Source organism: Ammoniphilus soli (assembly GCF_040813775.1).
Map to the genome: position 1 here is coordinate 376,964 of NZ_JBEGDL010000003.1, position 14,483 is coordinate 391,446.

At 45.8% G+C, this 14,483-nt stretch carries 13 protein-coding genes; 3 read left to right on the top strand and 10 right to left on the bottom strand.

Translation table 11 applies throughout. The features are described 5' to 3' along the window. Positions 1-91 precede the first annotated feature (91 nt). Positions 92-337 carry a hypothetical protein gene (locus tag ABLT31_RS09620; protein WP_367751093.1) on the bottom strand — a complete coding sequence of 82 codons (246 nt, stop codon included), beginning with the start codon at positions 335-337 and terminating at the stop codon, positions 92-94. 176 nt (positions 338-513) lie between these two features. Here ABLT31_RS09620 and ABLT31_RS09625 point away from each other — a divergent pair, with 176 nt between their 5' ends. Next, positions 514-987: a DUF6932 family protein gene (locus ABLT31_RS09625; protein WP_367751096.1), complete on the top strand. Its 474-nt coding sequence runs from the start codon at positions 514-516 to the stop codon at positions 985-987. Positions 988-1,005: 18 nt separating this feature from the next. After that, positions 1,006-2,049, top strand: a complete 1,044-nt coding sequence (locus tag ABLT31_RS09630) for a hypothetical protein (protein WP_367751098.1) — start codon at positions 1,006-1,008, stop codon at positions 2,047-2,049. Positions 2,050-2,079: 30 nt separating this feature from the next. On the opposite strand, the gene ABLT31_RS09635 is transcribed toward ABLT31_RS09630, so the two are convergent. The 3 genes from ABLT31_RS09635 to ABLT31_RS09645 all read right to left on the bottom strand — a co-directional run bounded on the left by ABLT31_RS09635 (position 2,080) and on the right by ABLT31_RS09645 (position 7,667). Further along, positions 2,080-3,075: an HRDC domain-containing protein gene (locus ABLT31_RS09635; RefSeq protein ID WP_367751100.1), complete on the bottom strand. Its 996-nt coding sequence runs from the start codon at positions 3,073-3,075 to the stop codon at positions 2,080-2,082. A gap of 297 nt (positions 3,076-3,372) precedes the next feature. Beyond that, a complete protein-coding gene (locus tag ABLT31_RS09640; RefSeq protein WP_367751103.1) occupies positions 3,373-6,441 on the bottom strand; it encodes an ATP-binding protein in 3,069 nt (1,022 codons plus the stop codon). After that, a complete protein-coding gene (locus ABLT31_RS09645; RefSeq protein WP_367751105.1) occupies positions 6,429-7,667 on the bottom strand; it encodes a metallophosphoesterase in 1,239 nt (412 codons plus the stop codon). The genes ABLT31_RS09640 and ABLT31_RS09645 overlap by 13 nt, the downstream gene beginning before the upstream one ends. A 71-nt stretch (positions 7,668-7,738) precedes the next feature. Here ABLT31_RS09645 and ABLT31_RS09650 point away from each other — a divergent pair, with 71 nt between their 5' ends. Then, a complete protein-coding gene (locus ABLT31_RS09650; protein WP_367751108.1) occupies positions 7,739-8,011 on the top strand; it encodes a cold-shock protein in 273 nt (90 codons plus the stop codon). A gap of 52 nt (positions 8,012-8,063) precedes the next feature. On the opposite strand, the gene ABLT31_RS09655 is transcribed toward ABLT31_RS09650, so the two are convergent. The 6 genes from ABLT31_RS09655 to ABLT31_RS09680 are packed head-to-tail and all read right to left on the bottom strand — an operon-like array spanning position 8,064 to position 14,457. After that, positions 8,064-8,729: an OLD family protein gene (locus ABLT31_RS09655; protein ID WP_367751110.1), complete on the bottom strand. Its 666-nt coding sequence runs from the start codon at positions 8,727-8,729 to the stop codon at positions 8,064-8,066. A 13-nt stretch (positions 8,730-8,742) separates the two neighbouring features. Then, positions 8,743-8,982 carry a hypothetical protein gene (locus ABLT31_RS09660; protein WP_367751113.1) on the bottom strand — a complete coding sequence of 80 codons (240 nt, stop codon included), beginning with the start codon at positions 8,980-8,982 and terminating at the stop codon, positions 8,743-8,745. A 28-nt stretch (positions 8,983-9,010) separates the two neighbouring features. Next, positions 9,011-10,594 (bottom strand): AAA family ATPase, encoded by a 1,584-nt coding sequence (locus ABLT31_RS09665; protein ID WP_367751115.1) that lies wholly within the window; start codon positions 10,592-10,594, stop codon positions 9,011-9,013. Beyond that, on the bottom strand, positions 10,591-11,577 hold the full coding sequence (locus ABLT31_RS09670; RefSeq protein WP_367751118.1) for a metallophosphoesterase family protein: 987 nt from the start codon (positions 11,575-11,577) through the stop codon (positions 10,591-10,593). Before ABLT31_RS09670 ends, ABLT31_RS09665 begins: the two co-directional genes overlap by 4 nt. A gap of 13 nt (positions 11,578-11,590) precedes the next feature. Then, entirely contained in the window at positions 11,591-13,423 is a 1,833-nt protein-coding gene (locus ABLT31_RS09675) for an ATP-binding protein (protein WP_367751121.1), read from the bottom strand. A gap of 32 nt (positions 13,424-13,455) precedes the next feature. Then, entirely contained in the window at positions 13,456-14,457 is a 1,002-nt protein-coding gene (locus ABLT31_RS09680) for a DNA double-strand break repair nuclease NurA (protein ID WP_367751123.1), read from the bottom strand. Positions 14,458-14,483: the final 26 nt, after the last annotated feature.

Consider the following 14,483-nt stretch of genomic DNA (forward strand, 5'->3'; position numbering starts at 1 on the left):
ATGCACTAAACAATAAATTGCGTTTGATTCGACAAAAAAAGCTATCTATGCCCAATTCAGCATGGATAGCTTTGAACTTTGCAGATGCTCATTATGAGGTGGCCTGCTTGAAGGAACTTACGAACTGCACGACAGTACTGTACCGTTCCACAAGACTGGAGTAATAAATCTCAATCTCCATTCCTTCCATGACAAACGTAAACCGAATATCCCCTGGCTTTTCAAAACGATCATAGTCAAACTCTACGGGTCTTTCGCAACTGAACCTCACAGCCAATTCCTCCGCAATTTCAGAAGCTAAATCGTAAGCATTGGAATAATCCTTGATTAACCTCATCCCCTAGCTCCCCCTTCAAGTCCTATGAATTTTCTTTTTCCTTAAAGCTATGTGCCCCTCAAATAAATTAGAACCAACGGCCATTGCCGCTGGATCACGCTTACCTGCAGAAATGTATGAAATCATTTCACAATGGTAAAATAAACAATACTGAATACTGGAAAGGAGAAAGCTTGATGGAGCTGTTCGATAGTGATGGATCAATCCAGCCTGGCCTTCACCAGTATTCCTATCAAGAATTCATCCAACAGTTTGTGCAGGATTTTCCTCACTCCCAGACGCGAGAAGAAATTTATACCCTATCTTTTTTATGGCTGGCCGAAGTTAAAAGGCAAATGACTCCTACAGAAGTCTGGTTTAATGGCAGCTTCATATCTTCAGCCATGAACCCGAAGTATGTAGAAATGTGCGTATTCATTGCCCCAGAGGAGACCAAGGAGCTTCGCGTTGAAGAGTGCTTGCGCTTGCAGCGTGATTCGGATCGCTATAAATGCAGAGCTTATTTTGGCCTGTTATCCCATTCAGTCAATGCCTGGAATAGCGTTCTCGGCCCGTATTATTGGACCGAACAATTCGGTTTTGATCTTTATCATAATCCAAAGGGGATCATCGTTTTGTCATGGAAGGAAATCCTAAGTGCCTTAGACTAAAAGTGAGGGGGTGAGCTCATGAATGATGAATTGATGGCCCTTACCAAAAAAATCAAGAGTACAGAAGAAGAATTAGAACGCCTAAAAAAACAGTTAAATCCTAATTCAACAGAATATGTCTTTTCTTCCGCCGTCCTTGTGAAGCGATTGCTGGAATTAAAAGAACAGAAACGGGAATTGGAAGGCACGTCAGAGCAAAACAAGGAAACAGCGGAACTTGTTCCGGACATGCCTACCGCCGCCTTGATAGATAACCTTCCTGCGGAATCAGAACCTGCAGCGATGGATGGGGAAAAACTTCGTCTTATCCTTTCTGGAAAAGAGATTGGAAAAGGAACCATTTCTATCAGAATTTTATCTTCGGTCCTTCACAGCCTGCAAGCCATAACTGATCACCTTGCTTATGCGGTCCAAAACGGACCCGTACAAACGGGCTATATTCCAGAACATATCCTTCGCCAATCCGATCTCAGAATTAAGCATACGTTTCCCGGTTCTTTTGGCTTAGAAATTGAGGCCGCCACTCATGCTGGTTCTGGGAAATCCGAACCCCTTTTAACCCAATCCTTTGAGCAATTGTTTGACCTCCTCGGATCAAGCCATGATTCGGATACCCTTGTAGAGCAAGTAGCCCCGCTCGGCCCTAGAACCTTGCGGCTGTTCAGGGAATGGATGTCCTTTATGGCTGAACATGAGATAGGGCTTGCATGTGAATGGGAGCGTCCATACGGTGAGCCTTACCACTTTGCGGCAGGAAAGGACGATTTCTCCACCATTCTTAAATCAGTTGATTCTATTCGCTTGGATAAGACGGAGGAAGTGGAAGCCATCGGGTCTTTTATCGGTGTGAATCTGCGCCAGAATTCGTTTGAATTAGTGGAAGCGGAAAGCAATCGTATTATTAGCGGAAAGAGCAGACATGACCTGCTTATTAAAAATAAAGGGCTTATTGGCGATGTTGCTAAGCTTCGTTTAGCAAGCTGCACCGCTGAAAATGTAATAACCGGAAAAAGTCAGATCCTCTGGTATCTAATGGATATAAAGCCATGGACAACCGGATGAATCACATCCAGCTGTCCATGGTTGTTTGATTTAAGAAGCTTGCTTTAGCTGCAAGTATGTGCATATTAAGCGAATCTGGTTATATCTCTCCCCTTTCTCCCTTGCTGGCAATCCCTTACCATCCCCATATAATTGCTCAAATATTGGCTTTAGTCTTCCTGCACCTATGCTTGAAACAACAGCTTGAATCTTCTCGCTTTCCGTAACCTGATCCACTTGTTTCTGTAAGAATTCCATAACATCATAGCCTTCTGTCGAAAGCTGAATGATTTTCTTCATCAATTGGGGGATGGATACAGATAAATTTTGGGCTATCGAACCAATGGTTTCTCCTTTTTGGATGGCCTCAAGAAGTCGCTTCTTATCAGCCATCTCCTGTTCCCGGCGAACCTGCCTTTTCTCCTCTTTCATTACTTTCTCTTCACATAGCCAAACAGCCAGTTCTTCTGCTGAAACCTGTTCCTTTACCCAATCCAAGGGAAAGTGATAGGGCTGAGTGACTTTCTGTGTCACCTCCAAGATACCAGTTCCATATTGTTCGGCTTTGCTGGATCCTATACCGGGAATTTGCATGAGCTCCTCTTTTTGGTGAGGGACGAAGGTAGCGAGGATTGAGAGCAATTTGTCTGTAGCGATGAAGTAGGGAGGTATCTGTGCCTTCAAAGATGCATACTTCCTCCATTTTCTCAAATTTTGAAACAGCTCATGATTCATGTTCTTATGCGAAAAGCATTCCAGTTTTCTTACGAGTAGATAAGGGGTAGGAATCGCTGAGAGGGTTAGAGTGAGCAGGGGACTATCCGGGGTATAACCATCTTTTCCTTTTTCCAGCTGCAGGGCTTCTGCGGCTTGCCAAGCCTTGTCCTTCTCTTCGCCTGTATAATGGATGATGGTTTCCTCCGTATCACCAGATATAGCAGACCAATGAGTTTCGAAGTTTAGATTTCGTTGAAAAATAATAATCTTTCCTCTTTCTCCGGTAGGCTTGGAAAGCGTGAGTAAATAATAAATTTGGCTAAACATCATTCATCTACTCCTTTTTCACTAGATATTTTTAATTTTCTTGGAATGACTCGGATCGCTACATATGATATCACCTCCTCACAGAGTAACTGGAAAATAAAGAAAGGAATGGGTATAACACGGGGAACTAAACGGGGACAAGCTAATTATAACAAGATCGGCAAGCTTTTACTAGCCAGAAAACTTGGCAGACGCCAAGCTTTAATCGCGTCAACAAGTTTTCCTCGTGCTGTACAAATAATATAACGAAGTTATAAATTCTGACCGTACAAAAAATCCAATAGGGGGAGAATTTTCCCCCTATACCGTTACATTTTGTTCCAAGTTCAAGTAATTCAAATGAGGGATCTGTTCTTTCATTTGATTGGCAACATGGGAATGACACGTAAAAAAGAATACCTGTTGGTGCCGGCTTACTTCGAGAAGGCTATCCAAAGCCTGAAGCGTTCTTACGCGATCAAAATTGACAAAAATATCGTCTAATATGATTGGTACCCTTTCTGGTCCTGAAGATTCTTCAATAAGAGCAAAACGCAAGCTTAAGAATAGCTGTTCTCTTGTTCCTCTACTGAGATAGCCCGGCTCTAGCCGCCTGCCATCAGATCTCTCCACATAGATTTTTTGTTCACCTACCGGAGAAAAAATACGGACATAGCGATCCTTCGTCATTCGTTGAAAATAAGATGAAGCCAATCTTAAAACTGATGGTTGACGCTCCCGTTCATAAGATTCTCGTGTGCGCTTCAGCAGCAAGTGAGCCAAACGATACACAGTCCATCGTTTGGATGCTTGCTCTAATGCGATGAGGAGTTCCTGACGCTGTTGGTGCAAGGCTGACAAGCCTTCTCCTGACTCCAATCGACTTAGCTTATTTTTCCATTGGCCACGTCGATCAAGGCAGGTCTGGAGCTCGGCCTGAACCCGTTCGAGCTCTTCTGCAATTCGATCTCTCTCAATCTCTACTTCTTCCAGGCTATAGCGGGAAAGCGCCTCAATCATTTCTTTGCTGGCTGCCGCATCTAAAGCCTCAGATAGTACGAGCAGCTCTTCTTTGCGCTTTTGGCGCTCCTCAAAGACTCCAGCAAGCTGACGGAAATGTTCGCTATTCGCTGCATCAGCCTGAGTAAGCAAATGAGCCTTTTCTTGCTTCCACTTCTCAATGAGTCTCACTTTCTTAGCGAATTCTTCCTCTCTCTCTTCCTTTTTTCTTAGAAGAAGTTCCCGTTCATTTCCAGCTTTGAGGTTTTCTTCAAGTATACGGTGAAGCAATAATAATTTCGTCCATGGCTGCTCGGATTTGACAGAAAACTCAGCTCGAAGACATAGCTGATCCACGCGGTCCGAAAATTCATCAAGTTCTGTTTCTAGTGCACTGCATTTGCTAAGCATGTCCTCATATTTTTGCAGCTTATCTCTAACCTTTTCAGAAAGATTGATGACTTCCAAGGCTCCCTCTGGACTTAATCCGGCGGGAAACCCTAGCTCGCTTAAGGTTTCATTCCACCTTTCAAGCTCTCTATGAAAACGTGAAGATACACCTTCTAATTTCCGCTCTAACTTTTCAAGCTCTATAAAATGCTGGCGCTGTCTTTCTTCAATTAGTCTCTTCTTTTCGATGAAACGAAGCTCGTCTTGATAATTTCTTCTCACTTGCTGGATATAGCGGGAAATCGCATTCATTGATTTCTCTCCAGCAAAGGCTCGGGAGCATAGTTCTGTGAGCTGGGATTGTTTACCCTGAATCTGTCCATTGATCTCTTCTAGCTGCTTTTTAAGATTCGGTGCCTTCCTGCTGCTTTGCTCCATTGTTGCTCTAACCCAGTAAATAATAGACAGAAGAAGGCCGGCCAATGCAGGAAATCCAGACCATGAAGAATCGCTAAGCCAAATAAAACACCCTGCACTTAAAACGAGACCCAAGAAGAAAAAAAGAATCGCTGCAGCCTTCAATCGCTTGGGGTTTTCTTGACTTTTGCCAGCCCATTCCCTAGTTATCCATTCCTTGCGCGAAAGATCATTCTGCAAGGTGTGATACAGCTCTTGATATTTATGGAAGTCTTGCTCCAAGCGTTCAATTTGACTTGCCGTATTAGCCGATGAAGGTCTTTCCCCCATTTGCTCTTGTTGCCGCTTTAGCTCTGCTGCTTCCTCTTCTTTTTCTTTTTTCAGGTGAGCTAGTGTTTTTTGTTCAGAAGAAATCTCTTGAAAAGCCTGTCGCTGTTCCCGCAGCATCTCCTTACGGGCTAAGGAAGTATCTAAATTTCGAAGTTTGTCCGGATTCCAGTCGCGACCGAGCTGGGATAAAGCATAGTCAATGGATTTAGATAGTTCCTCACATTCTGCTCGCAAAGCCACAAGATGTTCATTTTTCTCCTCCCATCGTGTGGATTGAGCAAAGAGAAGCTGAATTTCCTCTTGTAGCTGCAGAAGCTTCGGGTCCATTTTACAATGGGAAATCCTCATATCCAGCTGACGGCATTGGATTCGTTCCTCTTCCGCTTCCACTTCCGCATTCACGATATCCTTTTCCAATTGATCCAAGCGCAAGACTCCCTGCTCAGGGAAAAAACGCAGTTCCGGCAGCTGATTTAGACGAGCCTGCTTGGCCCTGATATCTAACCATAAAGGATAAATTTGGCTTAATTTATCCCATCGCTTACTCTCCATTTTTAAATTTAAGATCTTCGCTTCCAGAAATTCCATTTCTTGGTTTAAGACATCGAGCTCTTGGTGCAATAGATTATAGGATTCGTTTTCTGCTTGATATTGTTTAATTTGCTTTTCAATGTCATCTATCTGAGAAAGGAGCTGATTGATGACGGGTTGGCTTCCTCTTGGCTTAAAAAGCTTTTCCCCCTCCTCTACCCATGTTCGCTCCCACTGCTGAAGGGAAACTCCTGTCCCTGAGTTATAAAGGAAATGAGCCACATCTTCCTGATTTAAGCTATTCATAAGAGACAGCTCAGTTAATCCAAAGGAGTAAATATTGGCATAAAGCGTTGGTGAGATTCCTCCTAAAAGCTTGCCAAGCCATTCTTCCCCCTTTTCTTCCCCATTGGGAAGAATCACCCGGACGATTCCTTGAGATTTCCGATGACCTATCCGTTCAACTCGGTATTCTTGTCCCGTTGAGTCTAGGAGGGTCATCGCCCCGCCGAATTTTCCTCCTTCTAAAGGCTCGTACCTCAACTCCGGTGTTCTTCTGCTCTCGAATCCAAATAACATGGCTCTCACAAAAGCCAGAAGAGTGCTCTTACCGGCTTCGTTGCTTCCTTCGATGAGGTTGAGTCCCTTACCGAAATCAGCCGTAAAGTCCTGATACTTGCCAAATCCATAGATATGTATAGAGGTAATGATCACTTCCACCACTCCCCTTTATCACTCTGAACCAAAAGCATTTCCAGTTCTTTAGCCCATTCTCCATCCTCATTGCACAGCTCTGAAAGCCATTTGCTTCCGAGGCGATGCTCATACATTAATGGTCCTTGGGCCTCCTGCAAAAGTTTTCTTTGCAATTCCGGATCCTGCTTCATTCTGTCAATCCACCCTTGCATTTCCATTAAAAAGGGATCATCTGCTAAAGATGAAGATGAAGTACGGAGTTGGATCGTCTGAAGCCAGAAAAAAGGAGAATTGATTTCTCGATATCGCTCAAGCAAGTCGGACATCATTCCTTGCTTACTAAAAATCTGAGCCAGCCCCTTCGTCACAAGGACGGTTAGCCGAGCAATAACCGATCTGCCCTGCGCCTGCTGCTTCCAATCCGCCATCTGCTCATCCATGGCCTCCAAGAAGTCTTGCTCTGTCTGGCACATGCCCAGGTCGATCGCAGCGTCATACCAGCGGATGTTATCCGTGGCTTGAAAGGTCAACCTAAAGTCTCCAAGCGAGTCCACCTGGACAAGGTAACATCCCTTTTCTCCTGTTTCTTTAAAGCTCCTTGCTTGCAGGTTCCCGGGATAAACGATAGCAGGGCTTCCTTTACGGAGAACTTGCCGCTTATGAATATGGCCCAATGCCCAGTAATCCATACCGGTCTTTTGCAGTTCCTCGAGCGTACAAGGAGCATAATTGCCATGAGCAGCCATGCCCTCAACATTCGCATGAAGCAATCCAATGGCGTAAGAATCGTGTGGTTCTCTCTGAAACCTCTTTGCCAAGTTATCCGTTACATGGTTCGTCAGATAGCTGATTCCATAAATTCGGGCCAGCTCCCGCCCCTGCTTCCTATGCGGAATCGCCTCCACTTCTTCCCCTCCAAAAAAATGAACCTGTTCCGGCCATGTCAGTCTCGCTCGATATCCATCCAACGGATCATGGTTACCGTGAATGACATAACTGGATATGCCAAATGAAGCCAGTTTTTCCAGCCCTTCTTTAAAACGAAGCTGAGCCCGGAGACTGCGATCAGAAGAATTATAGATATCCCCGGACAATAGCAGAAAATCAACTTGCTCTTCAATGCAAAAATCGATCAATCGCTGATAGGATTGAAACGTCGATTCTTGAATTTGTTCGCGTATAAGGGGAGGCAGCTGGCTTAATCCGACAAAGGGCGTATCCAGATGAAGGTCTGCCGCGTGAACAAACTTCATATTCATCCCCCTTCCAAATCAGAATATATGTTCTTATTCTAATGGAGTCCACACGGAAAGTAAAGTAATCTATGGACAAAGCGGATAATTTTTCCGATTTGGGACAGACTAAGCGAAGCAAAGACGAAGGAGGAATCATTTTGTTCTTTAATCGCAAAAAGGAACCTGATCCCATTGAAGAGGTGGAAACCGAAATTTGGAAATGCGCAGCAGATTCGTGTTCAGGATGGGCCAGGAAGGAATTCTCTTTTTCGGATGATCCATTGTGCCCGTTTTGCGAAGGGGAAATGATTGGTGAAATGAGGATGTTACCTATACTTTTTGATCGGATGCCAAATCAATAAAACTGTGGTGCATAAAACAAGACCCTCTTAGGAAGGGTCTTGTTTTATTTGCCTAATACAATTGCCCACGATCCCTTTCCGTCACCAAGCTGATGCCTTGCTGCAAAACCACCTGGTAGGAACGGTCACCGGATTCCGCCAAGTAATTATTATGCGTCACAAGAAGAACTTGACGCTTCGTTTTCTGTGTGACGCCCTTCAAAAACTGAGCAAGCATCATCCCGTATTCCTCCGATACATGCTTCCCGGGTTCATCTAGCATTAACGGCCCATCCGTTTGCTGTTTTCCCGATTCCATTAAAGCAATGCGCAAGGCCAATGAAACGATGTCCACTACCCCGCCGCCTCGTGCATCCTGTGGCTTTGTTTCAACCATCACGCCATCATAATTGGATACAACGTAAAACTCTGCATCCGGGCGATTATTCTTCTCTGCAAGTACAACGCGAAAGGCTACATCGTCTGTCCCGAAAACGAATTGCAAAGCACCCGTAACCCATGCTTCAATGTTTTGCCTAGCCTGTTCCCGGGCAAATACCGCTGCTTCCTGAAGCAGGAACCGAGCCTTGGTGTAATCCTCGATTTCTGCATGCAGCTGCTCCACTTTCTCCCGCCATTCTGCCTTTTCCTTTATCAGATGCTCCTGCTGGCCTCTCCGACGCTCATAGAGCTGACGAAACCGGGCAGCCCTCTCCTGCAATTGGGAGTGTACCTCCATGTGCATTTCCCCCCTATTTAATCAGGTCAAAAGGAATCAAGCTTTCTATTTCTTTGAGCAGACGGTCTTTCTCCGCCTGAAGCTTCACGATTTCTTCCTCCATATGATCCGGATCAACCCCCATCTTGCGTATCTCTTCAAGCAGCTCCTTCTCCTGCTGCTCCAAAATTTCCTTACGGCTTAAAGCTCTCGTTCTTAACTCTTTCCCTTTTTCAATGGCACCCTTCAGCTTATTGAGTTGCTCTTGGCTCATGAAATCCTTCCCCCTCGATTATTTTCCATTAACTAATCTCAGCCACGATTCGCTCTACGGTGTGATGCTCGATTTCACCTAAGCATATAGGGCATCGCCCGAGATTTTTCAATTGCTCATAATAAAGCTTTGCGTCTACTTCGAGTCGGTTTTCTGTGACCGCGATCTCCGCTTCAACTTTTTGCTTTTCTTTTTCAATGACGAGACGCCTCTCCTGCAGAGAGAACAGGGCTTCAAGCTGCTTTCCAAGATGGGACGCTTTATCCAAATTCACACTAGCCGCTGCAAGCGATTCGGTTTGCTCAAGGTAAAGCTTTGTCTGCTTCAGCTGGTACATCCCTTCAGCTCGTCTCTGAACCAATCCCTCCAAGGATTGGGAACGGCGAGCAAGCTCTTGCCATTGATCCCACAATAGCTGTGCTCTCTCTATGCCAACCGTCTTCGACAAAACGAGACCGACTTTTTTTTCCACATCCTTATAGCTATCAGACTTGCTTTTTAGAGATAACAGAATCCGTTCTTTTTCCCATATTTCTTGAAGGTTATGAATGGCTTTTTCTGCATGGGGAAGGGAAACCGTTTGCTCCAAAACCAGAGCAATTTGTTCTGCTTCCTTCTGCATCACTTTCTTTTGAGAAAAGAGTTTCCGGAAGATTTGTTCACGTTCTGTCAAGGCCTCTGCATTCGCCAGTTCTCTGCCTGCCATCTCTAAGTACGACGTTCTTTGAATCCATTCAATCGATGCACGCAATGATAAGCGGGTATCCCCTAACTGCTTCTGCAGATGCACCATTTTTTCCCTGAAATTCTCCAGGGCTTCCGCTTTTCCTAAGAATTCCCCTGCTTTGTCCAGGGGAGCGAGACGGTTCAGGAATTCTTCAGCCATTTGCAGCTTCCTGTCCAATTCCCTGCGCTGCTCCTGCTTTTGCTTCAGCCAATCTATCCGTTGCTGCAGCTCTTCTGCCCGCTGCAATCCTTTTTCTACCCGCTCGAGAGATTGTTGCCATTGTTCCAGGTCCTCGTATTGCTTTAGCTGTTCTTCCCGTTTTTCAATTTCTGCCTGAATCCGCCGTTCTTCGATCTGTTTGCTGTTTAATTCGCTGCTCGTCGTTTTATGGGCATAATCCAGGATATGCACGCCGTTAATCCGCCCAATAGCCTTAGCTTTGATCGACCCATTGCTATCGAGAAGAAAAGGAGGATCCAACTGCATGCCGATATTGATATTCACCTGATGATCTTCATCCATCCTCATGGGCCTAACCCCTGTTGCGTTCATCACTTCTTCCGGAACACTGTGCCCAAAGCCTTCATAGATTTGTTCCTCCAAGCCAGGGATGGCCACAGCATACCGATTACGGGAAGAGGTACGCTCACGGCTGACAATGGTCCCATCGTTCATCACGAGCGTTACTTTAACCTTGTTTGAACCCACACGAATAAAGTCGTTTCCTTTTGGCTCATTGTACAAAACCCAGCGAATCGCTCGCAAAATAGCCGTTTTCCCTTGATCACTCGGCCCTACAATGACATTGAACCCTTGAACCAAATCAAGCTCGGTCGTCCGGTGAGATTGGAAATCCTCGATGATCACCCGCTGAATCCACTTCATCCCTCATCCACCTCCAGGCGCTCTTGTGCTTTCGCAATCTTCTCCATGACAAGGCTTCGAACGGACAAGCTGATTCCTTCCCGTGACGCGATCTGCTCAATGATGTCATGAATGTTAGCATATTGGAAGTCACCGGCTTGCTTGATTTCATCTACAATTTCGTTTAATTTCTGCTCGCGGTATATTGCTTCTTCCCCTTTGCTGCGGTCCAGAATGTCTTCTCCCTTAAGAGCGCATCGCAGGGGAATTTTTCGATAGGTTAACTTCTTGTCCTCAATTTCAATGAGTACCATCTGAGGCTTGCGAGCCATTTCCGCTGGATGATTGCTTAAGCGGACAAATCCACCGGGATTGATAAAGTATTTTCCGTCCTTTTCCGTGTCACGAAAACCTAAATGATTGTGTCCGCAAAGCGTCAGATCCGCTTCCGTTCCTACAATCTGGTCAATCACCGTATGTGCTACCCCATCAATGAACCGCCGGTCCATTAACATGCCATGAACCATATGAATGGCCACGTCAGCATTTTCTTTCGTTACGCAATAATCCAGCGTAGGGTCTCGCCGGTCCAAGTCAACATGAAAGTGTTGCCCCGTTAGCTGGACGCGATTCCCGTTCTTTTCAAGGTAAACGCGCTCCCCGGGATGGATAATTCGAATGATCCCCAGGCGGTTAGCTAGTCCAAGCATCGTACGATCCAGCGTCTGCGGGTTATGGGCAAATACATCATGATTTCCAATAATCCCATAAAGAGGAGCCCTTAACCTCGTAAAAATCGAAAGAAACTCCCCTACTACGGAAGGAGAAGGGGAAGGCACATCAAATACGTCTCCCCCATGCAGAACCGCATCAACGTCCGCTTGATTGGCATAGTCCACGGCTTCATTCAATTTCGCCTTTAAAGTATCCGGAAAATGATCCAAACGGTTCGCAGGGGACGTCCCGCGAATGTGAGTATCGGTTATATATAGCAGCCGTATCAATTGGACACCCCCTTTATATCAAGCTATACTCCGTACCGAAGATCCCTCGTTCTTTTTGCAGCTTGCCCTCATCTACGAAGTCTTCGAGCATGGTAACGATACGATCGCGGGTAAGCGGCATGCCAAGCTTGGTTTGCCACTCGGCAACATCAATATTACCTGCCCCGCAGGGAAGAAGCTTTGATTTCACAATCTTTCCCCACAGCATATCCTGTTCCCCTTGGAATTCGCTCTCCAACTCGTCAAATGGATTCAGCATATGCGGACTTCTTGTCTTCGAAACCCGAATTCTCACCAAGATACTGCGTCCTGTCAAAGAAGAGGAAATAAAAGCCGTTCCTGATGGCAAGTAAGGCAATCGGCGGGTTTCTTCTGGTGATAAATCGGTTTCTTCCTTGATCGTGTCGATATCATTCGAGTTGTTGGTCTTGAAAACAAACTTCGTTGCTAATTGCGCCTTTACCGTCGAATCCAGCGTAGCAGGACGCTGGGTGGCCAGCACGAGAAACACCCCGTACTTTCGGCCCTCCTGGGCAATTTCTTTGATGATATCCTTTGTAGGGGAACGCTCGTCCCCACCAGCAGGAGCAAAGTTGTGCGCTTCATCGCAAACGACGATGAAAGGAGGAAATTTCGCTAAAGGATTTCTTCCCTGCTGCAAAGCGTCCTTATATTCTCGCCTTTTCTGGTAATAGCTCCGCGTCAGGTAAGCCGCAAACAGCCGAAGCTGTTTGATCGGCCCGCGAATCGTGACGAGTTTGCGCGCCAGCATATCGGCCTCTACCTGACGTGCATCTCCGCGAACAAGCCCTGTTAAATCTAGCATATTCAATCGAGAGAGCACGGCATCTACAGGACCAATGTGGGTGATCTTATCTTTTACACTGTTTAGCAGCCGGCTGAGCTCTCGTCCTCGTTCATCCGAGGCTTGCAGGCTTTTCTCTTCTTCCATAGCCGTCTTTAGGTTATAAACGATATCTCTGAACCGCTCAAAGGTCATATTCTTTCGATGCAAGGTTTCGACGACGTTTTCCTGTAATGGACTGAGAAACGATCCTAAGGAGTTTAATAAACTGACTACATCTGGCGCATGAAGCTCGGTAAAATCAATTCCGACATCTTTACCCAAGGTATATTGAGCCGTACGCTTGCGAAAATCTTCGGCAAACTCCTTTGGCAATCCGTCAAAAGGGACATCGAAGGAAAGCTCAAAATGAGGGTCAAATATGATCGTCGGGACTTTTTTCTTGATGATTTCTTCGAGCAATACCCTCATCCCGAACGATTTCCCCGATCCCGATCCTCCAAAAATACCAATGTGAGGATATTCATTCATAGCCCGATAATCAAAGACAAAAGGAACCCCAACTTGCTCCATAACCCCGATGCGGGCATCATAGAGAGGGGCAACGCCGGATAATTCAGCAGGTAGTCTTCTGCCGATTTCTTCCGTACCGACAATTACGCCTAGTGCTAGTCCTTCTGCCGGATATTTTCGGATAAGCAGCTTTTCGACTTCCGAAAAATCCGGGACGCGAACGACCGAACCTGTTGTTACGGGTGTAGACACGGTATCCAACAGACGGATTTTGGCGATATGAATCACATCATCCTGAATAGAGTACCCTGCTTCTTCCAAGCTCGATAAAAAGGCTTGATCCAGCTTCATGCCGCTATCCATTTCTAAGGGAATAAACCGGTTATATGACTGCGTTTGGATTACTTCCCCTTTCGGAGAGCCCAAGCGTTCATCTTCGATGATTAAAATTTCGTTCAAATGGAACGGACGTTCCTTAGAAGCCGCATAGACCTCCTGTGGCGTGGTAATCCCTACAATATGGATCATCCCGTACCTCTCCTTCCTCACTTCTGGAAAACTTAAATATCTCTTCTGCTCCTCTGGCTTACGAGGAACTTTTCAACCCAAGCTGGCGGAAACGCTTGGCGAATCATGGCCTCTGTTTCCTTATAGGTGAGCTTAATCTCATGATCTACCCGATCAATCCAGAAGGGGACCCCGCGGCTTCCTTCTAGCGTATTGGAAAAAAGGAATCTCAATGCTGCGGGCAGCTTTTCCTTATGGTCTAAAAACACATCGCAGCCCATGATAGCAGGATGGGATGAAAGTCTAGCAAAACAGGTATAATATCGGCCGGAGAATCCCTTATGCTTTAAATCTGCATCCAAAAACAAGGCTTCTCCCGGTTCCAAGACCCCGAACAAAAGCTGGCGGTCATAGGGAAGAAGCTTCCCTCCCAAGACATCGACCAAAGCTCGGGAGATAAAATTCGTTCCTACTTCTTCGATGATTCCAATTGAAAAGATATTTTTTTCACGAGCTCTTAACGCATACTCCTCCCATAGCAGAGAAGCCTTGGATTCATAGCGAACAAACCCTCCATCAAACAAAACGAGGGCAGGCTGCTCACCTTCCAATAAGTCAAGCGCTGCTTTTACCTCGAGCTGAGCCATCCGTTCATCCTTGTAACGAAGATAGGCTTCAGCCTCTCCAAGAGAATGGCGTTCTTGATATTCTGCAATTTTCTTTCGATCACGCCGGCTCATCGGGGACAAAGCATCCCCTACTAGATATTTGTTGCGCTTCATCGTCATGGCACCAGCCTGCAGCAAGGAAATCATTCCGGGATAACTTCCCCCAAACGAGTTGGATGAACCATCGACGCCGGCAATCGTTCTTCCTGCCAGGTAAGCAGCGACTTCGGCTCTATTCATTTTCTCGATCGTTACAAACTGACCGATCCCTTGTCCAACAATGAGCCTTCTTAGATCCTCTTTGCTCCATTGGTTTTCTATCTCGTCTGCCCACTCCTCTTGCAAACCTAACAGTGTATGGCGCAGTCCATCGGACATGGCTAACATACGAACACCTCCCGAACATCCGTTGT